This is a genomic window from Flavobacteriales bacterium, assembly GCA_013001705.1.
GTDB lineage: Bacteria > Bacteroidota > Bacteroidia > Flavobacteriales_D > JABDKJ01 > JABDLZ01.
Map to the genome: position 1 here is coordinate 1 of JABDLZ010000264.1, position 23667 is coordinate 23667.

At 47.6% G+C, this 23667-nt stretch carries 21 protein-coding genes and 1 rRNA gene; 14 read left to right on the forward strand and 8 right to left on the reverse strand.

Annotated elements, in window-relative coordinates:
• Positions 1 to 2529, reverse strand: a 2529-nt coding sequence (locus tag HKN79_10515; protein ID NNC83999.1) for a VCBS repeat-containing protein, incomplete at its 3' end; no start/stop codon positions are given.
• A 196-nt stretch (positions 2530 to 2725) separates the two neighbouring features.
• On the opposite strand from HKN79_10515, the gene serC reads away from it, so the two are divergent.
• The 5 genes from serC to HKN79_10540 are packed head-to-tail and all read left to right on the forward strand — an operon-like array spanning position 2726 to position 7266.
• Positions 2726 to 3802, forward strand: coding sequence for a 3-phosphoserine/phosphohydroxythreonine transaminase (gene serC / locus HKN79_10520; protein NNC84000.1), 1077 nt, complete (start codon positions 2726 to 2728; stop codon positions 3800 to 3802).
• A 52-nt stretch (positions 3803 to 3854) separates the two neighbouring features.
• Complete coding sequence (locus tag HKN79_10525; GenBank protein NNC84001.1) at positions 3855 to 4814, forward strand: D-2-hydroxyacid dehydrogenase; 960 nt, start codon at positions 3855 to 3857, stop codon at positions 4812 to 4814.
• Between the two features lies 1 nt (position 4815).
• Entirely contained in the window at positions 4816 to 6045 is a 1230-nt protein-coding gene (locus HKN79_10530) for a DUF1015 domain-containing protein (GenBank protein NNC84002.1), read from the forward strand.
• Positions 6045 to 6710 (forward strand): YggS family pyridoxal phosphate-dependent enzyme, encoded by a 666-nt coding sequence (locus HKN79_10535; protein NNC84003.1) that lies wholly within the window; start codon positions 6045 to 6047, stop codon positions 6708 to 6710. Before HKN79_10530 ends, HKN79_10535 begins: the two co-directional genes overlap by 1 nt.
• Positions 6711 to 6714: 4 nt before the next feature.
• Positions 6715 to 7266: a hypothetical protein gene (locus tag HKN79_10540; protein ID NNC84004.1), complete on the forward strand. Its 552-nt coding sequence runs from the start codon at positions 6715 to 6717 to the stop codon at positions 7264 to 7266.
• A 35-nt stretch (positions 7267 to 7301) separates the two neighbouring features.
• Here the strand turns inward: HKN79_10540 and HKN79_10545 are convergent, their stop codons facing one another.
• Together HKN79_10545 and murB are read right to left on the reverse strand one after the other, a co-directional pair.
• A complete protein-coding gene (locus HKN79_10545) occupies positions 7302 to 7625 on the reverse strand; it encodes a DUF3467 domain-containing protein (GenBank protein NNC84005.1) in 324 nt (107 codons plus the stop codon).
• A gap of 47 nt (positions 7626 to 7672) precedes the next feature.
• A complete protein-coding gene (gene murB, locus HKN79_10550; protein NNC84006.1) occupies positions 7673 to 8677 on the reverse strand; it encodes a UDP-N-acetylmuramate dehydrogenase in 1005 nt (334 codons plus the stop codon).
• Between the two features lie 106 nt (positions 8678 to 8783).
• Here murB and HKN79_10555 point away from each other — a divergent pair, with 106 nt between their 5' ends.
• Positions 8784 to 9905, forward strand: a complete 1122-nt coding sequence (locus HKN79_10555) for a glycosyltransferase (protein NNC84007.1) — start codon at positions 8784 to 8786, stop codon at positions 9903 to 9905.
• Between the two features lie 3 nt (positions 9906 to 9908).
• Here HKN79_10555 and HKN79_10560 read toward each other — a convergent pair whose 3' ends face one another.
• Positions 9909 to 10592, reverse strand: a complete 684-nt coding sequence (locus tag HKN79_10560; GenBank protein NNC84008.1) for an ATP-binding cassette domain-containing protein — start codon at positions 10590 to 10592, stop codon at positions 9909 to 9911.
• A 126-nt stretch (positions 10593 to 10718) separates the two neighbouring features.
• Between HKN79_10560 and HKN79_10565 the strand changes: the two genes are divergently transcribed.
• From HKN79_10565 to HKN79_10575, 3 genes are all read left to right on the forward strand, one after another.
• The gene (locus HKN79_10565; protein NNC84009.1) at positions 10719 to 12149 is read left to right on the forward strand and encodes a T9SS type A sorting domain-containing protein; all 1431 of its coding nucleotides are present in this window, start codon (positions 10719 to 10721) and stop codon (positions 12147 to 12149) included.
• A 23-nt stretch (positions 12150 to 12172) separates the two neighbouring features.
• A complete protein-coding gene (locus HKN79_10570) occupies positions 12173 to 13009 on the forward strand; it encodes an alpha/beta hydrolase (GenBank protein NNC84010.1) in 837 nt (278 codons plus the stop codon).
• A gap of 113 nt (positions 13010 to 13122) precedes the next feature.
• Positions 13123 to 15099, forward strand: a complete 1977-nt coding sequence (locus HKN79_10575; GenBank protein NNC84011.1) for a T9SS type A sorting domain-containing protein — start codon at positions 13123 to 13125, stop codon at positions 15097 to 15099.
• A 127-nt stretch (positions 15100 to 15226) separates the two neighbouring features.
• Here the strand turns inward: HKN79_10575 and rpmH are convergent, their stop codons facing one another.
• Entirely contained in the window at positions 15227 to 15388 is a 162-nt protein-coding gene (gene rpmH, locus HKN79_10580; GenBank protein ID NNC84012.1) for a 50S ribosomal protein L34, read from the reverse strand.
• 122 nt (positions 15389 to 15510) lie between these two features.
• Between rpmH and HKN79_10585 the strand changes: the two genes are divergently transcribed.
• Positions 15511 to 17349 carry an ATP-binding cassette domain-containing protein gene (locus tag HKN79_10585; protein ID NNC84013.1) on the forward strand — a complete coding sequence of 613 codons (1839 nt, stop codon included), beginning with the start codon at positions 15511 to 15513 and terminating at the stop codon, positions 17347 to 17349.
• Here HKN79_10585 and rsmG read toward each other — a convergent pair.
• Genes rsmG through HKN79_10600 form a run of 3 tightly spaced genes read right to left on the reverse strand, consistent with a single transcriptional unit; the run spans position 17331 to position 19680 of the window.
• Complete coding sequence (gene rsmG, locus HKN79_10590; protein NNC84014.1) at positions 17331 to 17966, reverse strand: 16S rRNA (guanine(527)-N(7))-methyltransferase RsmG; 636 nt, start codon at positions 17964 to 17966, stop codon at positions 17331 to 17333. The two genes, HKN79_10585 and rsmG, sit on opposite strands and share 19 nt — an antisense overlap.
• A gap of 8 nt (positions 17967 to 17974) precedes the next feature.
• Complete coding sequence (locus HKN79_10595; GenBank protein ID NNC84015.1) at positions 17975 to 18586, reverse strand: sigma-70 family RNA polymerase sigma factor; 612 nt, start codon at positions 18584 to 18586, stop codon at positions 17975 to 17977.
• Entirely contained in the window at positions 18577 to 19680 is a 1104-nt protein-coding gene (locus tag HKN79_10600; protein NNC84016.1) for a glycosyltransferase, read from the reverse strand. The genes HKN79_10595 and HKN79_10600 overlap by 10 nt, the downstream gene beginning before the upstream one ends.
• A 116-nt stretch (positions 19681 to 19796) precedes the next feature.
• Here HKN79_10600 and tgt point away from each other — a divergent pair, with 116 nt between their 5' ends.
• From tgt to HKN79_10620, 4 genes are all read left to right on the forward strand, one after another.
• Positions 19797 to 20927 carry a tRNA guanosine(34) transglycosylase Tgt gene (gene tgt / locus HKN79_10605; GenBank protein ID NNC84017.1) on the forward strand — a complete coding sequence of 377 codons (1131 nt, stop codon included), beginning with the start codon at positions 19797 to 19799 and terminating at the stop codon, positions 20925 to 20927.
• A 6-nt stretch (positions 20928 to 20933) separates the two neighbouring features.
• The gene (locus HKN79_10610) at positions 20934 to 22007 is read left to right on the forward strand and encodes a YjgP/YjgQ family permease (GenBank protein NNC84018.1); all 1074 of its coding nucleotides are present in this window, start codon (positions 20934 to 20936) and stop codon (positions 22005 to 22007) included.
• Positions 22008 to 22052: 45 nt separating this feature from the next.
• The gene (locus HKN79_10615) at positions 22053 to 23018 is read left to right on the forward strand and encodes an acetyl-CoA carboxylase carboxyltransferase subunit alpha (protein ID NNC84019.1); all 966 of its coding nucleotides are present in this window, start codon (positions 22053 to 22055) and stop codon (positions 23016 to 23018) included.
• Between the two features lie 293 nt (positions 23019 to 23311).
• A 16S ribosomal RNA gene (locus HKN79_10620) occupies positions 23312 to 23667 on the forward strand; the annotation flags it as partial.

Consider the following 23667-nt stretch of genomic DNA (forward strand, 5'->3'; position numbering starts at 1 on the left):
GTTATATACCCCGTCCTCGTTCTCGTCAAAGAACACCATGCCTGTAACATCATATAAGCAGGAGCCTATATTGCAATCTGCTGCTGGGTCATAATTGGTCGCGGTGCTATCTGGACAGCCGCAAATCGAGTAACAGCAAGACAAGTCATCGGCATAGGCAGAAGGGTCGAAGTTGCATGCAGCCGGATCAGTGCATCCTTCTCCTGATCGATTTTCCAAGGTTCTGATCGTGTAGTCACCGACTACTACTATATCCAGGTCGGAGTCATTATCCAGATCACCTACTTCCACATCCAATGGCCAATCAGTAGCTGCAGGAGGGCTCATGATGACGATCGGATCCGGGTCGAAGAAGTAGCCTTGGTTCTTCAGCCAAGAAACTGTCTGGTTCTCTCGAGTCACATACAAAACGTCCAAATCTCCATCACCATCCATATCATTGAATCGGATGAAGAATGGCGAGAGCGCTTGCTCGGTAAGGATGTGATAGGTGAATTCCAGTTCTCCGAGATTCTCTACCAGTACGATCTTTCCATCTCCATAGCCTGCAATGAGGATGTCCGTATCTCCATCCTCATCCCAATCAGCGATATCGATCGCCCTGATATTATTAATTGGCGGGAGGTCTATCCATAAAGTCTCATTGTTGTTCGAACCAGGGCCGAAAGGTTCATCCGTGCCGTTGTTGAAAATGATGTTGGTGCCATTGCAGATGATATCCAACAGCCCATCTCCATCCATATCGGCAGTGAGTGTGTGTCGATTATTATAACAGAGGTAGATACCCCAGGTATCGGAAAAGATACCTGTACCGTCATTGCGTTTCCAATTGGCCCGATAATCCAGCTGGGAGAACAAGAGGTCTTCATCTCCATCGTTGTCCAGGTCCGCATTGTAGAAATGTCTGACCTCATCACCTTCTAAGGATTCAGTACCGTACTGTGCTTCGTAGCTGAAATTACCTTCTCCATCATTCGTATGAACGATGATCTGGGATCCTACGTAGTCGAAATCAGGTGATCCGGTATTTCCGGCTCTGGAGGAAATGACATCCATATCTCCATCTGCATCGACATCCATGGCATGGACTGCTATTGCTCTTCCAATCTGATTGATAGGTTCATAATCTACAGGTGGTAACTCATGCTCTACCAAGTATCGTCCATTCCCATCGTTCTCATACCAGAACACATCTATATGCCTTTCAGCAGCTGCTAGGATATCGAGGTCGCCATCACCATCCAGATCGGCTAGATCTATTTCTGCGAAAGACTTGGCTTTGGTGCTGGGTATCAATTCTTCAGAACCGAGTTGCCCCGAACCGAGATTCTCGTATTTGATCACAGAATTATCATCTAAGGACAGAGGAAGAGGAGCTCCAGCCAGACCAGAGCTGCTGGCCAAGAAATCCGGATCTCCATCGTTATCCATGTCGCAGAAATCAAGACCGAGTACATACGGTCGGTCACACGGAATGGGTAAGGGTTCTGAGAATAAGCCCGAGCCCAAATTCTCGATCATGAAAATGGTAGAAGGAAGCTCATATTCAGCGGTATCGGCATAGGGGACATAGGATGTGAAGAATATATCCTTATCTCCATCTTGGTCAAGATCATTCAGTTCCCAAGTGATGAAATTCTGATAGAGTTCGGTCAATTCCTGTGGGGGTCCATAGCTAGTCGAATCCAGAGCGGGCAACCAGACCATTTTGAAGCCCGAGACCCCGATATTCTCGAAGGCCACTATGTCAGTGAGTCCATCCAGATCCATATCTGCACCACGCGCTCGGAAATATTCGCCTGCAATGACTGTGGGCCAATCAAATAGGCCGATTCCATTGTTCGGATAGATAGAAACGAAATCATCGGCCACGTGGGTGGTCACTATATCCAGATCGCCATCATCATCCATATCCACCAACCTCATGAAGCCCGCACCATCGGATGTATAGTCCACTACATTATCCACCCCGAAATGACCGGTGCCATCATTTCGCCACCAGATCACACGATCCCAGTCGCGCCTTGTGGAGGCGATGTCCAAGTCCCCATCACCATCCATATCCCCGATGTCGAAATTATCCTCTGTGGAATCACCATAGAACTCACTCGCGTTGGATGGATTCTCTGCCACCAGTATGGGGTCTGAGAAACTACCATCCCCTTGATTGAGGTGGAGCATGATGCGCTGAAGCTCATAATGTGATGTGACCAGATCGGTCATGCCATCTCCATTGAAGTCTCCTGTTCGTAGGTCGTTCACTGCGTCATCAAAGACTAACGATTGGGCGTATTCATAGCTATCACCCGAACCATCATTTATAAATAATGCGAGGGTTCTCGTTGCATTATTTACGACCAAGATGTCTTGATAGCCGTCCTGATCGGCATCGAGACAAGCTACATCTCTTCCATTGTAGACTTGTGGAGTGACGATGTATGGGGAGTCATATTGCGCATAGAGCCCTGAAGTAAAGAGGACAAAACCCAGGAGAAGAGAGAGGTAGCTAGGACGGAGGTTCATACGCATACCAAAACTAAGGAGAAACAGGGTACATGGCCTGATTGGAGATAGGAGTCTGATATTTTTAATCTCGGGGATTTCAACGACCTTATAATCCGCTCATAGCCACTCATGAGATCCTTGACATATTCCGACTCCAGTGGATAAAACCATTTCATTCTCCGTGCCTTAATCCTACCTTCGCGGCATGATGGAAAACGTTATGACCAAGAAGATCCACAACTACAGTGCGGGGCCTTGTATCCTGCCTAGAACGGTGATGGAACAGGCAGCTCGATCCTGTGTCGATTTCAATGGTACAGGACTTAGTATTCTGGAGATGTCTCACCGCAGCAAGGAATATGTCGCAGTCATGGAAGAGGCGCGCCAAAGTGCCTTGGGAGTATTGAATGTACCTGCTGGGTATACCGCACTCTATCTACAAGGAGGTGCGAGCTTGGGATTCTTGATCACCGCCTTGAATCTCATGAAAGCCGAGGGTGGAAAAGCAGCGTATGTCAACACAGGCACTTGGAGTAGCAAGGCCATCAAGGAGGCCAAGAGAGTAGGCGATGCTCAAGTGATAGCGTCCAGCGAGGATAAGAATCACTCATACATCCCGAAGGGATTCACCGTACCTTCTGATGCTGACTATCTGCACATCACTACCAACAATACCATCTTCGGTACGCAGTACCATCAGATACCGGAATCACATATTCCACTCGTGGCCGATATGAGCTCGGATATCTTCTCCAAAGAGATAGATGCCTCCAAATTCGACATCATCTATGCTGGCGCGCAAAAGAATCTGGGACCTGCTGGAGCAACGCTCTATATAGTCAAGGAAGAGATTCTCGGTCAGACAGGACGGGAAATACCTTCGATGCTGGATCTACAGGTGCACATAGGCAAGGACAGTATGTTCAATACACCTCCAGCTTTTGCCGTGTATGTGGCCATGCTCAACTTGAGATGGCTCAAGGAATTCGGAGGGGTGAAGGCCATTCAAGAACGCAATGAGGCCAAATCTGCACTACTCTACGGAGAGATAGACCGCAATCCACTCTTTCAAGGTGTGGCCGAAGTCACAGACCGTTCACATATGAATGCCACCTTCACTCTCACCGATGAGTCTTTGACCGACCGATGGAACAGCCTCTGGAACGAGGCCGGCATCAGTGGGATCAAAGGGCATCGCTCCGTAGGTGGATATCGCGCAAGCATGTACAACGCACTTCCGCTGGAGTCTGTACAGGTATTGGTGGATTGTATGCAAGAATTGGAGAAAGGGGCTTGAATCCCCATGAATCCGAACTCTTGAATCTTGAATTATAGCTCTTGAATCGATTATGAAGATCCTTGCTAATGACGGCATATCAGCCGTTGGAAAAGAAAAACTAGAGGCCCATGGCTTCACCGTGGTCACTGATAAGGTGGATCAGAATGCTCTTGCTGATACCATTAACAATGAAGGCTATGTAGCCTTATTGGTCCGCTCAGCTACCACAGCCAGAAAAGAATTGATCGATGCTTGTCCAGGCCTCAAATTCATCGGCAGGGGCGGTGTGGGAATGGACAATATCGATGTGGATTACGCCCGAGAGAAAGGGCTCAAGGTCCAAAATACCCCTGCTGCATCATCTGATTCGGTAGGAGAACTGGTCATGGGGCATCTCTACAGCTGTGCACGACACCTGCACGATAGTAATCGTCAGATGCCTGAAAGTGGCAACACTGAGTTCAAGGTCTTGAAGAAGAAATATGCCAAAGGAGTGGAACTGGCGGGCAAAACACTGGGAGTGGTCGGCATTGGTCGTATAGGCCAAGCTACTGCTAAACGCGCCATTGGAGTAGGGATGCGGGTCATCGTCACTGACCCCTATGCACAAGTCTCTGAGATAAGCCTCCACATCCATGGAGTAGGAGAAGTGAAGGCTCCGGTAGAGCAAGTGGAGATGGATGAGCTGCTCGCGCAGAGTGACTTCATCACCCTACATGTCCCTAAGCAGGACGATGGATCGGCCGTGATCGGAGCTGACGAGATCAAGAAGATGAAAGATGGGGCTTCTATCGTCAATGCCGCCCGCGGTGGAGTAGTGGATGAAGATGCGCTCATGGCAGCTTTGGATGCAGGTAAATTGCGCTATGCTGCGCTGGATGTATTTGAGAACGAGCCTACACCACGCGAGGATGTACTGAAGCATAAGAAGATCGCTCTCACACCGCATATCGGAGCTGCTACCGGAGAAGCACAGGATCGTATCGGTCTGGAATTGGCCGATCATCTGATCCAATATTTCAAAGGCTGATATGCCGCTGGTCAGACCATTCCGCGCTATTAGACCCGCACCGGATAAGGTGCATCTGGTAGTGTCCAGGTCCTACATCAGCTATGACCACGAGGCCCTTACCCACAAGCTATCCAGCAATCTATATTCCTTCATACATGTGATCAATCCCGACCATGGGATGGAGGATGCCGCCCGTCCAGGCTCTAAGAAGTACTTCAAGAAAGTACGGGAGAAATACCTGGAATTCTATGGCCAAGGCTATTTCATACAAGATGAGCGTCCTGCGTTCTACATCTACCGGCAGCACTATGAGAATCAAGGCCGCGCATTTACAGGGCTTATCTGTGCTACCTCTAGCCAAGATTATGTGGATGGAAAGATCAAGAAACACGAGCTGACCCTTTCCAAGAGGGAGAAGATGTTCACCAAGTATCTGAACATCACGGGGATAAATGCCGAACCGGTATTACTCACCTATCGGGATAGGAAGGATGTAGAAGTCATTATGGATGAGGTCAAGAAAGATCCTCCCCTCTATGATTTCACCACGACAGACATGGTGCGTCATAGTCTATGGCGCGTAGATGATGAGCAGAATGTGATCGCCTTACGGAATGCCTTTGAAGAGATGCAATCCTTTTACATAGCAGATGGACACCATCGCTGTGCCTCATCAGCCCGCTTGACCGAGCAGGTCAATGGCGGCACATATGGCACCGAAGCACCTCATGATTTCTTCATGTCCTATCTCGTACCTGCTTCACAGATGCATATAGAGGCATTTCATCGCGTATTGAGACTGGATGCAGAACTCGATAGAGAAGAAGTACTTGAAGGTCTGAGAGATTCCTTCCATGTCCAGCCATTGGATGAGGTAGAAATCCCAAACAAGCATGGAGAATTGTACATCTACATCAGCGGATGTCACTATCGACTGACAGCTAAAGAGATAGATGTCGAACTACTCGATGTCGAACTCTGTTCTCGAGCCATTCTCGAGCCACTTTTCGATATCACCGACCTCCGTAACGATAAACGCATTCATTTCTTGAGTGGAAATGAAGGCTTGGATGGGGTCCAAAGGACGTTACGAGATGAAACTGTAGACGTGCTCATTGCGCTCTATCCCACTCAGGTCAAGGAGATCTTCGATGTAGCAGATAGGGGAGAGACCATGCCTCCCAAGAGTACTTGGGTCGAACCCAAGCTGCGCAGTGCATTGACCATATACAGCTTGAAGAAGCACTGATCATGATCAAGGAGAATCTGAAAGCCATCCGAGAGAGCCTGCCTGATCATGTCACCTTAGTGGCGGTGTCCAAGACCAAACCGGTGGAAATGATCCGAGAAGCCTATGACGCAGGTCAACGTGATTTCGGTGAGAACCGACCACAAGAGATGCAGTCCAAGCACAAGGAATTGCCCGAAGACATCCGCTGGCATATGATCGGTCACCTGCAGACCAACAAGGTCAAATACATCATCGACTTCGTACATCTGATCCATGCCGTGGATAGTATCCGACTTTTGGAAGAGATCGAGAAAAGGGCAGCTAGGATAGGCCGGAAAGTAGATGTGCTACTTCAAGTACATATCGCACAGGAAGAGGCTAAATATGGTTTCGATGATAAGGAGTTGAAGGAGCTGATCTCCAGTGGGGAATTGACAGGTTTCGAGCATGTGAATGTCAGAGGACTGATGGGTATGGCCACCTTCACAGATGATATGCGTCAGGTAAGATCAGAGTTCAAAATGCTCAAGAAATTTCATGATTCTATACTTGAATTAGAAGATGATAAAAAACTGGATATGAATACTCTATCAATAGGTATGTCTGGTGATTTTGAAGTAGCGATCGAAGAAGGGAGTACTATGGTGAGAATAGGGAGTAGTATCTTCGGAGCAAGAAATTAGACACATGGCCGAAAAGAAATCAAAGACCCTCAAACAAGCCATCCTCGACCTATTTGACAAGGATGACTCCAAGGTGATGAAGGCCCTCAAGACCATTACCAAAAGTGGAACTGCCGATGAGATTCCGGCCCTCATGGATGTGTATGTAAAAGCTGAAGAAGGTCCCATTAAAGAGGAACTCACCAAAATGCTTTCCAGCATGAAATTAGAGGGAGGGGATGTGGCTCTTGTAGGCTTGCTGAGAGAGGAGCGATTCAAGGAACATCATCCTTTCATCTTGACCAGTATCTGGAACTCAGGGTACCAGCCGGTCGAGCACTTGGATGTCATTGTCAATGCCGGGCTGAGAGGCGACTACATGACCGCTTTCGAAGTCTTGACCATTCTTGAGAATCTCGAGCCCCCGTTCGATATGGATGTCATAGCCGTGGCCAGTCTCAATGTGGATGACTATCTCGAAGAAAAAGAGCAGGACGAGCGTACTCCGATCATCCTTCAGATCAAAGAGGTACTGGATCAGTATAAATCTGCAGTCAGCCCGACTTCTGCTGGCTGAACTTGTATTTCAAACAAATAGAAGGCTGGAAAGACTTAGGCTTCACCTGCCGGTCCACCGAAGTTCATCGGTAGATTGATATCCGGTTGAGCGGCTTCAGTGATGGTTCCATGTTGAGCCTCGAATCGCTTCACGTTATCATTCAGAGCACGCAAGAGACGCTTGGCATGCTGAGGCGTCAAGATGATACGTGACTTCACTTGGGCTTTGGGTACACCGGGCATGACACGTATATAATCCATCACGAATTCACTCTGAGAGTGCGTAATGATGCACAGATTGGAATAGACCCCTCCGGCCACTTCTTCACTCAATTCGATATTCAATTGTCCCTGCTTGGGTTTCTTCTCGTCTGCCATGTTCTAGATTTTGGGCAAAAGTAAACCTTGCGTACGAACCCGTGTGTTCATATCACATTCACTTCCCGCTCGAGAGTGATACCGTACTTCTCATGGACTGAGGCTATGATATCTTTAGATAATCGATAGAGTTTCTCTCCGGTGGCCTGTCCGCGATTCACCAAGACAAGGGCTTGTCTATCATGAACTCCATAACCCCCCAGATCCTTTCCTTTCCATCCTGCTTGCTCAATCAGCCACCCAGCAGCGACTTTCACGCCTTGTGGGGCGGGATAATTAGGAATGTCCGGATAGCGAGAACGGATTTCTTCGAAGCGCTCTGATTCGATGACCGGATTCTTGAAGAAAGAACCCGCATTGCCGATCTTCTGTGGATCAGGCAACTTGCTTCTGCGAATGTTGATCACCGCCTCACTGATACTTTGAATGCTGGGTGCTTTCCCAAGTCGTTCCAATTCAGCTTCGATGGCTCCGTAGCTCGTGTTGAGAGTGGAATTCTTGCTCAGACGCAATTCGAGTCGGGTAATGACATACTGACCTTTCAGGCTTCGCTTGAATACACTTTCCCGATATCCGAATCTGCATTCTTCCAGACCGAAACGATGTACTTCTCCTGTGGGGATATGTAGGGCTTCCAGACCATGGAATACATCCTTGATCTCCACGCCATAGGCACCGATATTCTGCATGGGAGCAGCTCCTACCGAACCCGGGATGAGACTCAGGTTCTCGATACCACCCAAACCATTTTCCACACAATAGCTCACCAGATCATGCCAGACCATTCCAGCACCGGCCCGAACGATATAGGTCTCGTCATTCCAAGGACTGATGTCGATACCCGGGATCTCATTTCGCAACACAAGGCCTGGGATATCCTTCGTCAAGAGGATATTGGACCCTCCACCTAGTATAAGAGAAGGCTCAGCGTGGCAGAGATCCAGACCCTCTACAAGTTCTTCTTCATTGCTGAATGAGGCAAATTGCTCAGCACGTACCTCGAGACCGAAAGTGTTGTAGGCCTTGAGCGATATGTTCTGCTGGAAGTCCATCTGCTGGCGAAGATGCACAAGCTTTTGGTGCATAAGATCAGCTCATGCGAGGCATTTCCACATAATAAAATGGAATATTCGGCATTGAATTCCGGTCCGCTACCACATGCCTCAACGCATCATCGTCTCAGTTACCAATGACCTGGTCACCGATCAACGGGTGAAGAAGACCTGTGCTTTTCTTCACCGAAATGGTTTCAAGGTTATTCTGGTCGGTAGGAAACTCGAAGGGAGCCTGCCCATCTCCAGACCCTATCGCACGCATCGCATGCGCTTGGCCTTTACCAAAGGACCTCTCTTTTATTTTGAGTACAACCTGAGGCTATTCTTTTTCCTCCTGAAGAATCGGGCAGATATACTCCTGGCCAACGATCTCGACACTTTGCTGGCCAATTATCTCGCCTTCAGATTCAGGAGAGGGAAGCGATTGGTCTACGACAGTCATGAGTACTTCACAGAAGTCCCAGAGTTGGAAGGGCGATGGGCGCGTAAGGTATGGTTGACGATAGAGTCATGGATCTTCCCCCAACTGGAAGAGGTCTATACGGTCAATCGGTCGATAGCAGATATCTATCAGAAGAAGTACAGGGTGGACGTCAAAGTGGTGCACAATTACCCGGATATCGAGGGTCTGGAGCATATACGATCACGAAAGGAGTTGGGCCTGCCTGAGGATAAGCGGATCCTCATCATGCAGGGAGCTGGGCTCAATTTGGATAGAGGAGGGGAAGAGGCTGTGCAGGCCATGGCACTTCTACCAGAAGAATATCAGCTGCTGATCGTAGGTTCAGGGGATAGGCTGGCGCAGATGATGAGTGAGGTAGCTCGGCTGGGTCTAGAAGGTCGTGTGCAATTCCGACCCAAGATGCCCTACCAGGAAATGATGCAGTTCACCTTCAATGCAGACCTGGGTCTGAGTTTGGACAAAGGGACCAATGCCAATTATCGGTATGCACTTCCCAACAAGGTGGTGGATTATATGGCAGCAGGAATTCCAGTCCTGAGCAGCAACATGGTGGAGACGGAACGTTTTATCCTGGAACACTCGATCGGGTGGATCATCGATGAGGTCACACCAGAGCGTATTGCTCAAGGTGTAGAAGAGGCTTTTTCCGCTAGGGAGCGATTTCAAGGATGGAAGGAATCCGCTAGGAGGACCAGAGAATCGATCAATTGGAAAAACGAAGAGCAGGTCTTGGAAGAAATATTCTCTCCAGGTTCAGTATGACCACTAGGCTGTCACAGCCTGATCGATCACGCGATTATTCTCACACTTGATGATACGGGTAGAGTAGTTATTCATCAGCGTGTAGTCGTGGGTCGCCATGACGATAGCCCGCCCGTTCTTCGATATCTCGGAGAGTAAGTGGAGAATCTCTTCGGTAGTGGCCGGGTCCAGGTTTCCGGTCGGCTCATCCGCTAAGATGAGATAAGGGTCATTGAGCAAGGCCCGGGCAATCACCACCCGCTGTTGCTCTCCTCCTGAGAGTTCATGAGGCATCTTATAGCCCTTGGTCGCTAGTCCTACTTTGTCCAGCACTTCTTCTCTGCGTTTCTCGATCTCATGCTTGCTCTTCCAGCCGGTGGCCCGCATAACAAAATCCAGATTGGCATTTACCGACCGGTCCATCAACAACTCGAAATCCTGGAATACGATGCCCAGTTTCCTGCGCAGGTGAGGCACTTCTTTCTTCTTGAGCTTTCGTAGATCGAAATCGCACACTGTCCCTTCACCTTCATTGAGTAAGAGCTCACCGTACAGTGTCTTCAACAAGGAGCTTTTTCCACTTCCGGTCTTACCGATCAAGTAGACGAATTCTCCTTTATCGACTTGAAGGTCGACATGGCTCAGCACAAGCATATCCTTCTGGTATATCTGTGCATCCTTGAGCGAGATGATGGTATCCAATGGCATGGGTTCAAAAGTACACGCTTCCCGATCGACTCGATGGATTGGATGCTCAGCATTACGAGCATAGCCCCATGGAAAAACAACGCCATTTACTCAACTCATTTATATTCACGCTCTTAAATATCTACCATGCGTCAAACAATTCTACTCGCACTTATTTTCATGTTCTCTGCAGTTCAAAGCTACGCCCAGTATCTGGTGAGCATCGAGCTGTTGGATACCTACACAGCGGAAGAACTCGATCTAGTACCGGGTCAACAGGCAGAATATGATGTGGAATTCTACAAGGTGGTCTACAATACCGTAGATGCCAATGGGAATGCTACTATCGCATCTGGGGCGTTTTCCAAACCAGTGAGTGACGAGTGTACATTGTTTCCGATCAGTATCTATAATCACGGTACAGTGCTCAATAAAGAGAATGTGCCGAGTAGGGATAATGCAGAAGCCTTCATCGGTAAATTCATCGCCTCTCTGGGCTACTATTCACTCGCTCCTGACTATATAGGAATGGGAGATAGCCCCGGTCTACATCCCTATGTCCATGCACAGTCAGAGGCTACTGCCGGAGTGGATCTCATTCGGGCCATGCGCGAGCACCTGGTCACTATCGATGAGGCTGACAATGGAGAATTACTCATCACGGGCTATTCCCAAGGTGGTCATGCTGCCATGGCACTGCACAAGTATATCGAGGACAACGCTCTACTGGATGAGTTCAATGTATTGGGTTCTGCCCCTGGATCAGGTCCTTACAATCTGAGTGGCTCACAGACCGCCACCATCCTTTCTGGAGAACCTTATTCCAATCCCGGATACATCGTCTATGCGCTCTCTAGTTATGAATTGGCCTATGGAAACATTTATGGAACCTATTCCGATGTTCTTCAGGATCCCTATGACGGTATCGTAGTGCCGTATTTCGATGGGAACAACACCACCTACAGTATGGCCAATCTCAACCCTCAATTGCCTCAGGTCATCACCGATCTTCTGACTCCGGCCTATTACTCCGATTTTGAATCCAATATGGATCATCCCTTCAGACTAGCCTTGGCCGACAATGATAATTATGACTGGACCCCACAACGTGGAGTGCGCATGTACTACTGTACGCAAGATGAGCAGGTGGATTATACCAACTCGACCGATGCCTTGGCCGCTATGCAGACCAATGGTGCTCCCGATGTGGCTGCGATAGAACTAGGTCCACTCGATCATGGAGATTGTTTTTTACCTGCTATGTTGGGAGCCATCAATTATTTCAACTCGATCAGAACGGAATGTGTTTCCACAACTGGAATCGATGCCTACGAGATGGAGTTCTCTGTATATCCCAATCCAGCAGTCGATCTTTTGACCATCCAGTCCACTGCAGCCATTGCCGGTTGGAGCATAGTGGATGCCCGGGGTCAAGTTGTCTTGACTCACTCTGACAAGAAATACGGAAATAGGGATTTCTCGACCATCAAACTGAGAGCTTTGAAGAGCGGTATCTATACCCTCAGGCTCGTAGACAATGAGGGGAATCAAGGTGAGAAGGTATTCATCAAGAACTGATCACCGGTCAGAACGAGCAAGCGTTGGATCATAGTATCGGCCTCCATCGGCAGGGTAGATTGACACTGGCCTATCACACCTATGGTGAGGGGTCAAGAACGATTTTGGCTTTTCATGGTTTCGGCCAGCGCGCTAGGGTCTTCGAGCCCTTGCTAGGTCCTTTGCAGGATACTCGATTCATCGCTTTCGATCTTTTCTTTCATGGAGATTCTGACTCAGAGAACTCTTCGATCGACCCTCTTCAATGTCTGACCGTTGAGGAATGGAGATCATTCTTGATCGATTTCATCAAGGAGCAGAACGTATCCAAAGTTTCCCTTATGGGCTACAGCATGGGAGCTCGCTTGGTCCTCAGCGCAGCACAGGAAATACCTTCTGAATACATAGATGAGGTAATGCTATTAGCACCTGACGGATTCATGGAGAATCAATGGCATCGCTTTGCTACACGAAATAGCCTTGGGAGGATGGCATTTAAAAAGCTGCCCGCATATAGAGGAGTTCTGAATAGATTAGGTCGAATATTGGTACGGACACCATTCTTGGATGAAAAACTACTCAAGGTCGCCTTGGAGAATACTAGGTCTGAAGAGCGCTGTACTCAGCTTTACAATACTTGGACTTTTCTCAGATGTATCCGACCTGAAGTAGAGCGGATAGGTCGTGAGTTGGAATTGAGATCAATTCCGATCATAGTCCACCTTGGACGCTTCGATAAGTTGATCGATGCGGCTAAAGTATTGGAATGGAGCTATTTGAATAGAAACCCGCAACATGCCCTTGTACATGAGGTGGGACATGATCTGCTCAAGTCCCGTCTGGCCGATTCTATCATGAAGGCTGATCCTTCCTTACAATAGCTTCTCAAGTTGCTTGCGCATCGTGTTGCCTATTCTGTAAGGTCTGATCTCCGCTAAGGGGATTAATTCCATTACTTTTGACGCCCACTAATGTTAATGAATAGATAAACCTGATGAAAAAATTAGTTACAACAGCATTGGGTCTTCTTCTGATCAGCGGACTGGTCGCACAAGAAGTCACCTACCCAACATCCCTGACCAAGCAAGACCGTGTCGAAAGCATCGTCAAGTCTGCTAATAAGCCCACCAGCTTCTTGAATAAAGGAGTAGCCTTCTACACCGAGACATTCTCCAATGGATTCGATGGTGAGAACGGTGCTATCACTGTGGAGGATTCCGGAGGGGATACTCCCATATGGATGATGGCTACATCGGCTAGTCCAGCAGGTGAATTCAGTGGTAACCAATTGGCATTGACTTCCACAACTGCATCCAATGGCTGGGCCATATTCGATTGCGATCTATGGAATACACCTATCTCAGATGGCTTTGAAGATGTCCAAGGATTTATGACGCTTCCAGAATTGGACTGTTCAGCTAGAAATACTGTCCTGGTCGAATTCGAACAGACCTTTAGATATTGCTGTTTCTCTCCTTCACCACTCACTCTCGGAGTTAGTATAGATGGAGGAACCACGTGGACAGAATTTGCTGCGCAAGGTGAAGAGTTCATCGAGTCTGCCAACGAATGGTCAGGTCCAGTCACAACGACATTGATCGATATCTCATGTGCCGCTGCCAATGAGGCCAGTGTACTTGTGAGATTTGGTTACAATGCAGACTTCGCTGGAGGATACTCCCACTACTTCTGGGGTATCGATGATATCGCAATCTCGGAGAACCCGAATCAGTACGATCTACGGATCAACCAGCTCACGAACGGAGATGTGTTCAATATATATGAGTACAGAGTTACTCCTATCCAGCAAGCTATCATTGAAGCTGAGGGAGGACTGATCATCGGTACCATGTATGAGAACACAGGTCAAGATGACCAGACCAACGTGATCATCACTTCTGAAGTGCTGGATTCTGATGATAATGTAGTTGCTACAGTAGTATCCGATCCTTTCGATCTACCTGCAAAACGCAATTCTTTGGTCTGCCCGGTCTTCGAAGACACTATCTACCAAGCTACGAACTGGGTTCCTAGTGAGACGGGAACATATACCGTCCGCTCAACGATCTCTTCCGATCAGGTGCAGAGTTTCCCTGAGGATGACGTGATGGAGAAAGTGATCGAGTACACCACGTGTATGTATGGTCACGATGATGAGACAGCCTTGGACCTCGAATGGGAGGCACGTGAGGCCGATGATCCTGAATTCTTTGAGAATGTAGGATATGGTAACAACTACACTGTACCGAATGAAGGTTCTGTGGGAATAGGTGCCTTGGTGAGACTCGGACCGAATTGTGACTCGGAATTCGAAGCTGAGATACGCACTTACGAATACGATCCGGCTACACAATCAGTCAACGATGCTGTATTCCTATCGACTTTCTACGAAATCCAACCAGAAGACATCCCAGGAAGTATCGAGGAATCATTCAACATCTACGTAGAATTCGATGATGAAGTGCTACTGGAGCCAGGTATGTTCTACTTCATTGCTTTGGTCAATGATGAGATTTCTCCAAATAATCTTACGGTGTTGGCCAATGAGCGTACGGATACGGATTTTTCTTCTGGACGAATCAATCAGACCGGTGCTGGAGACTTCGTCTGGTTCCTGACCGAACCTGAGACTCCAGCTATCCGCTTGATAGTAGACGAGCCTGATTGCTTCACTACCGGTCCAAGTGGAATATTGGAATTCGAAGAACTGGCTGTTGAGTTGGGTCAGAACGTACCAAACCCGGCCTCTGGTCTGACTACCATCCAGTACTCCCTGGATGAGAGCATGGATCTCGTATTCCAACTTACCGATAGTCAAGGTCGACTGATCAGCGAGCAGGTCCTCGGGACAGTCGCTCCAGGTCAACACTTCATTGAAGTGGACATGACCGGTGCCGCAGTAGGAATGTACCAGTACTCCTTGATCTCTGGTAACAAGAAGATCACCAAGAGAATGGTCGTAGCCAACTGATAGGCGAAATATATTATTGAAGAACCCCGCTCATTCGAGCGGGGTTCTTTTTTTGCCATGACTTAAGGCAAAAAAAGAAAGGGGAACTCAATGAGTTCCCCTTTCTTAATTCAATAGGTTCTTGATCTTATCGCTTATGAAGCTTGTCTGAAGAAACTGACAGCTTCTTACGTCCTTTTCTTCGTCTTGCATTCAATACCTTACGACCTACAGCTGAGCTCATTCGCTCTCTGAAACCGTGTTTGTTCCTTCTTTTTCTATTCGAAGGCTGAAAAGTACGCTTGCTCATGATCTTTCGTTTTTGAAAACGGACCGCAAATGTAGAGAAAAATCATACCGCAACAAATGTGTGTGCATGAATTTGATGGTCATGATTGTCTGGTGCTTCAGTAAATTCGCGCCCCATAGACTATGAGTAGAACAGGAGACAGCACGAAACGACCGATCAAGAAGGAACATCTATTACGCGCTCGATCCATTCTGGTCTACTTGAGACCCTACAAGGGCCTCTTCGGATTGGGCATGCTGCTATTGCTTTTCTCCAGTATCACAACCCTGCTCGTTCCTAGGCTCATGGGACAATTGGCCGGTATCGGTCTTTCTGATGAGAGTGCGACTTCCTTTTTCGAGATAGCCGATATGCAATTGGATCTCATGGATATGCGTACGGTTGCCGTGTTGCTATTCATCGTATTCATGGCCCAAGGTCTGATCTCTTTTCTCAAAGTCTATGTGTTCAGCTATGTTTCAGAACACATGATCAAGGACCTCCGCCAGGACTTGTTCTCGCACATATTGCGATTACCGATGACCTACTTCTCTGATCAGCGGGTAGGGGAGCTCAATAGTCGTATCTCCACGGATATCGCCACCATTCAAGAGACATTCACCACGACATTGGCCGAGTTCATACGGCAGTTGATCGTCATCATTCTTGGCCTGGCTTTTCTATTCTATATCTCTACTGAACTGGCCCTGGTCATGTTGGCCACCCTTCCGGTCATGATGGTGGTTGCTGTTTTCTTTGGTCGCTTTGTCAGACGCTTATCCAAACGAACTCAGGATCTGGTCGCGGAATCCAATGTCATCGTACAGGAATCCCTGACGGGGATCATCAATGTGAAATCATTCACAAACGAATGGTTCGAAATAGAGCGGTATTCGGACAGAATTGATGATGTCAAGAAGATCGCCATCAAGACCTCTATCTGGAGAGGGATATTCGCGGCCTTCATCATCATTTTCCTCTTTGGATCCATAGCCATTGTCATGGGTGTGGGTAGTATGTTGATCGAACAGGGATTGGAGCCTGGGCTTTTCATCAGCTTCCTGCTTTATACGGTGATGATCGGAGCGTCTTTCGGTGGATTCGCCTCTCAGTATTCGGCTATACAGAAAGCCTTGGGGGCCATAGAAAGTGTATTGGATATTCTGGAAGAGGATGCAGAACCTGTCAGTGTGGCCAAACCGCAAGAAAATGAGAGGGAAGAGCATATTTCAGGAAGTATCACATTCTCTGAGGTGGACTTTCACTACCCAAGTCGACCGGACGTGCAGGTACTTCGTGAAGTTTCTTTCCATGTCCATCCAGGTGAACAAGTGGCTTTGGTGGGACCCTCAGGAGCAGGTAAGTCCACTATCGCTTCTTTGATTCAAGGATTCTATACTCCAAGTACAGGATCTATCACTATAGATGGAAGACCATTTGAATCATACGACCTTTCCTTTCTAAGGGAACAAATGGCCTATGTTCCACAGGAGGTGTTACTATTTGGAGGTACGGTCAAGGAGAATATTCAGTATGGAAGACCCGGAGCAAGTGATGAGGCCATCCATGCTGCAGCCGAAAAAGCACAGGCCTTGGAGTTCATCGATCGATTCGATCAGGGGATGGAGACCTTGGTGGGCGATAGGGGTATCCAACTATCTGGAGGGCAGAAGCAACGTATTGCTATTGCCAGAGCTTTATTGAAAGACCCACGTATTTTGATATTGGATGAAGCCACCAGTAGCTTGGATAGTTCTTCCGAGGTATTGGTCCAGCGTGCATTGGTCAACCTGATGAAAGGTCGAACATCTGTGGTCATCGCCCATAGGCTGTCTACCATCAGAGGTGCAGATAAGATCCTTGTCATGCATGGTGGTCGCATTGTAGAAGCAGGTGACCACGATGAGTTGATCGCTCGAGAAGACGGTCTGTATGCCGAATTGAATCGTTTGCAGGATCAATCTCAGGACCTGCTGGTATAGAAGTGGACTAATTTCTTTGTCTCGAAGAAGGGGTCGTCTTCTAACCATTTGTCCAATTCATGTATGGTATATGGCAAGAGAACTTGGGAGAGTTCATCATTGAAATCCCCTCCTTTCAGATAGAATATATCCAGAGTCTGATCGGATCCAGGATCAGGAATAAGGTGTTCGAGCCATTGGAATATCTGAGGGAAACTCTTCACAGCTCTTCCCGTGATGTAGCGATATCCGCTTCTGACATCTTCCATTCTGCTGTGCAGGGTGGTCACATTGTCCAGTTCGAGATGGTCTTTTACAGCTTCTACCACGCGCAGCTTTTTCCGGATACTGTCCAATAAGGTGAAATGTGTTTCGGGAAATAATATCGCTAGGGGAATGCCCGGGAATCCTCCTCCTGTACCCACATCCAGGACGGGACCGTCATCCAACTGGTGATAATGACCTATGGCCAGACTATGGAGTACATGACGACTGTAGAAATTCTCCATATCCTTCCTCGAGATGACATTGATCCGTTCATTCCAGGTCCTGTAAAGAGGAAGGAGTTCTGCAAACTGGATCTTCTGGTTATCAGTTAATCCTGGGAAGAGGCCGAAGATGGCTTCTAAGCTGTACATGGTGGGACTCAGATCTTGTCCCGATCGTCCTTCATGAGGTTCATGAGGAATTCCCGTGCTCGGAACAGTTGTGCTTTGACCGTTCCCAGAGGGAGATCGAGTTCTTTGGAGATCTCGTCATATGAGTACTCCTTGAAATACCTCAATTCCACCAGTTGTCTGTATCTGGGCTTCAGTTTCTGGACGATGGCATGCATGTGCTCTACCCGTTGCTTGTACATAGCCTCTTCTGCTGGATTCCGACCATCGGATTCCACATCGAATCTCATTTTATCACCGTCTTCATTCTTGTACTCATTGTCCAATGAGAGCATCTTCTTCTTTTGCTTACGGATGAAATCGATGGCATTGTTGGATGCTATCTTGAAGAGCCACGTGCTGAAGGCATAGCTAGGCGTGTATTGATGCAGTCTGGAGAAGGCCTTTCCAAATGCCTCTATGGTCAGATCGTCCGCATCGTCCTTGTTATTGACCATTTTGAGCAGCATGAAATAGATGGAATCCCTGTAGCGGCCCATAAGTTCAGCATAGGCCTGTTGGTTGGAGTCATTGACCGCCTGCTGCACAAGTTCATAATCATATCGGGCTTTATCAGAAAGATTCGTCTTCGCTACTTCCATGCTTTTGGTCTTCGTCCAATCGCGCTGATACTCACTATCGAGTCCATGATCAACGCTACAGGCTCGAGTATAGGGAGTAAAACTACCATCTCATTCTCTTTGAGTTCTCTAGCAGGATAGATAGAAATCAACAAGTGGATGAGGGTTTTTATCAGAAAGAGGGCGAGGGGGATGTACCAAGGTACAGATGAAGTGAAGAGAAACAGGATGCTGACATAGAAAATGATACTGCTTAGATTATATGTTCCTATGAAGAACTTGCTCTTACCAGAGTAGGCATGGCTCACACTCATATGCCTCCTTCGTTGTCTGAACCATCGCTTCCAAGTGTCCGGTGGAGTACTCAGTGTATGACCATTTTCATTCGTGACCACGCCTGTATTCTGTGCAGAGCTGTTGTGATTGACAAAAAGGTCATCGTCCCCTCCGATCAGATGATAATGTTTTCGGAATCCACCGGTCTTCTCGTAGAGGGATCGGGTGTATAGTAGGTTCCTGCCTACTCCCATATACGCTCTACCGGCCAGTGCAGCTCCTAGGTAAAATACAGCAGTCCTCCAAGTATCGAATCGTATGAGCAGATTGAGAGGGCCCTTGCTCTTCTCATATGCTCCGTATCCCAATACGATGTCTTTGGTCGGGAACTTGCTCATCGCCCGGATCCATCGATCGGTCCGCGGTCTGCAGTCTGCATCGGTCAGTAGTAGGAGAGCATGTTGGGCTCGCTTGATACCCAAGGTCAAGGCCATTTTCTTTCCTTCAGTCCGTTTCTGCTCCTCACTTATCGTAACAACTCTCAGTATCGGATGTTCATGCTCCCATTTCGCAAGCAGCTCTGAAGTTCCATCCCACGATGCATCATCTACTATGATGACTTCATAGTCCGGATAGTCTTGAGCTAGGATAGATGGAATGTTCTTTTTCAGGTTCTCATGCTCATTCCTAGCACAAATGATCACAGATATAGGAGGAGAGGGTCCATCGGATGGAACATCACCTTGGCGCCTGATCCTATCGAATATCAAGAGGTAATACCCTATGAGGATGGCGGTGCTGGTAAACCCGAGAATACAGATGAAGTACGCTGTGAACATTTTTGGGCGAATTAATTCAAAGGCGGATAGAAAGTCAGGATTCATCCAACCTACTTATTCACATGCATAGTCATTGCTGATCCTCACAACACTGCAGAACTATCTTTGCCGCCCGAGTGGAATTCCAAGTACTTCATACAGACCCTGGGTCCAGAGCAAGGAGTGGCCGTATCACTACTGCTCACGGTGATATCGAGACCCCCATATTCATGCCGGTCGGTACACTAGGAGGGGTCAAAGGTGTGATGATGGATGACCTTGAAGATGACATCAAGGCTCAGATCATACTCGGTAACACCTATCATCTCTATTTACGCCCCGGTACAGATATACTGCAATCAGCAGGAGGGCTTCATAAGTTCAATTCTTGGTCAGGACCTATCCTTACAGATAGTGGCGGTTATCAAGTCTATTCTCTGGCAGATAATCGGAAGATCACAGAGGAAGGTGTCCGCTTCCAATCGCATATCGATGGATCCAGACATGATTTCACTCCGGAGTCAGCGATAGACATTCAACGAAAGATCGGTGCTGATTTCATTATGGCCTTTGATGAATGTCCTCCTTGGCCCTCAGAGAGGGAATACGTAAAGGAGTCTATGGAGCTGACCCATCGCTGGCTAGATAGGTGTATCGGGCGTATGGATGTGTCAGAATCGCTATACGGGTACGAGCAAACCCTTATACCCATTGTCCAGGGAGGGACCTTTTCGGATCTTCGTCAGAGATCAGCAGAATATATCGCTTCTAAAGAGGCTCCTGCCAATGCTATCGGAGGGCTTTCTGTAGGTGAACCAGAGGAGGAGCTCTATAAAATGACCGACTTGACCACGGAAATCCTTCCCAAGAATCGCCCTCGCTACTTGATGGGAATTGGTACTCCGAGCAATCTACTGGAGTGCATTTCTCTCGGAGTGGATATGTTCGATTGTGTTATGCCTACACGAAACGGCCGAAACGGAATGATGTTCACCTCAGAGGGGATAATCAACATCAAGAACGAGAAATGGAAGAATGACCATTCACCCTTGGATGAAAATGGGACCAGTGTGGTGGATAGCCGATATTCTAAAGCATATCTGAGACATCTGATCGTTTCAAAAGAGATGTTGGGTGCACAGATCTGTTCCGTACATAATTTGGCTTTCTATCTCGAATTGATGAGACAGGCCAGATCCCATATCCAAGAAGGTACCTTCTCTTCTTGGAAAACGCTCATGAGGAAGAAGTTGACCCAACGTATCTGATTCAAAGTGAAACGACTCGATCGATACATTATCCTACGATTTCTAGGCACCTTCCTCTTTATCATCGCCCTGTTGATGACCATTTCTGTAGTATTCGATTTCTCCGAGAAGATCGATGACTTCATGAAATCAAAACCTACTGTACAGCAAGTGGTGGTAGATTATTACATCAACTTCATCTTGTACTATGGGAACCTATTCAGCCCCTTGATCATCTTCATCGCCCTGATATTCTTCACGAGTCGCATGGCGCAGCGTACCGAGATCGTTGCGATCCTGGCCGGTGGTGTGAGCTTCAATAGATTGCTAAGGCCCTTTTTTGTGGCCGCTACATTGCTGGTCATTTCGAGCTTGATCCTCAATCACTTCATCATACCAGAGGCCAATAAGACCAGAGTGGCCTTTGAAGAAGAGTACTACAAGAAGCGGAATGTGAATCGAGACAAGGACATCCATATGGAAGTTCGACCAGGGACTATCGTGTACTTCTACAATGTCAGAGTAGAGGATAACACGGGCACAAGATTCTCCTTGGAGAAATGGGATAAAGGGGACCTGAAATTCAAGTTGCTCTCCACCCGAGCTGAGCAAGATGAGCAGACAGGAGTATGGACTATATATGACTATCGCATCAGAGAATACGGTGATCAAGAAATCATCCGATCAGGAGCGCGACTGGATACCCTGCTCGGATTTGATATCAAAGAATTAGGCAAGAGCAAGCAGTTCGTTTCATCGATGAACTACTTCGAACTGGAAGAATTCCTGCAGAAGGAAAAACTGACTGGTACGGATAAGATGCCCTTCTATCTCATTGAGAAACATCAACGCACTTCTTATCCAATAGCAACCTATGTCCTGACCCTCATAGGTGTCTCAGTCGCCTCCAGGAAGACTCGAGGAGGCATAGGAGTTCAGATAGCGATAGGCTTTCTCATCGTACTGCTCTATATCTTCGCTATGAAAGTGACCACTGTATCCGCAACTAATGCCGGTCTCGATCCTCTGCTTGCCACTTGGATACCCAATGTGCTCTTTGGAGTGGTCGCCATATACCTATATAGAAGAGCACCGAAATAATCCGATCATTAGAGAGGCTACATTTGCAGACACAAAACCTATTCAATGAGAACTTTCCTTCCTTTTGAAGAGCCGATAAAAGAACTATCAGACCAGATAGAAGAGCTTGAACGGATAAATCAAAAAGGTGATGCGAATGTCAGCAAGTCCATCAACGACTTGAAGAAGAAGATGAGCAAGGTGACCAAGGAGGTCTATTCGGACCTGAGCGCCTGGGACCGGGTCCAGGTGAGTAGGCATCCGGAGCGGCCCTATACCTTGGACTATATAGAAGCACTTACCCAAGGCACATTCGTTGAACTCCATGGAGATCGCTCTGTCAAGGATGACAAGGCTATGGTAGGCGGTTTCGGGCAGGTCGATGGAAAGACATTGATGTTCATCGGTCAGCAGAAGGGAAAGAATACCAAGCTCCGACAGTATCGCAACTTCGGAATGGCCAATCCTGAAGGGTATAGAAAAGCGCTTCGCCTGATGAAATTAGCTGAGAAGTTCGGGAAACCCATCGTGACATTCATCGACACCCCTGGAGCCTATCCGGGTATTGAGGCAGAAGAGCGAGGCCAGGGAGAAGCTATTGCACGCAATCTCTATGAGATGATCGGGCTCAAGGTCCCTCTGATATGTATCATAATAGGAGAGGGCGCCTCCGGTGGTGCTTTAGGTATAGGTCTAGGAGACAAGGTGCTTATGTTGGAGAACACCTGGTACTCGGTCATCTCACCAGAATCTTGCTCATCCATCCTATGGCGAACATGGGATAAGAAGGAGATTGCCGCAGAAGCGCTGAAGCTCACACCCAAGGATATGCTCAAGAACAAACTCATAGACGGTGTTATCAAAGAACCTATAGGAGGAGCGCACGCACATCCAGAGGAGATGTACAAGAATATGCGCAAGGAGATCAAGGCGAATATCGAGAAGGTAGCTGCTCTAGAGCCAGAAGTTCGCATAGATAGACGCATTCAGAAGTTCACGGCCATGGGTGCATTCAAGGCCAAATCGAAATAATTTCAAATTTTTTCACTTCAATAGTTGGAGGTGAAATAAATTGCTTTACATTTGCACCCGCTTTCGAAGGAAGGCATCACTTTTTGAGGTCGGATTCTTGAAATTTTTTCAATGAAGCAGATAGGGTTATCAGATATGATTCTATCTTTGTCGACCCAATCAGTTAGAAAAATTTTAGCTCCTTATGAGGAGCATGAAGTTCTTTGAGATTTTGAAGTAATAGCCTAGTTAAGCAAATTCCCTTTGAGAGGAATCAAACTCAACAACTTGTCCCGTTTATTCGGGACTCCGATTTTTTACAACGGAGAGTTTGATCCTGGCTCAGGATGAACGCTAGCGGTAGGCCTAACACATGCAAGTCGAACGGTAACAGGGATTGCTTGCAATCCGCTGACGAGTGGCGAACGGGTGCGTAACACGTATGCAACTTACCCTATACTGGGGGATAGCCCAGAGAAATTTGGATTAATACCCCATAACATCATGGATTCGCATGTTTCTATGATTAAAGTTTTTCGGTATAGGATAGGCATGCGGCCCATTAGTTAGTTGGTGAGGTAACGGCTCACCAAGACAACGATGGGTAGGGGGTCTGAGAGGATGATCCCCCACACTGGTACTGAGACACGGACCAGACTCCTACGGGAGG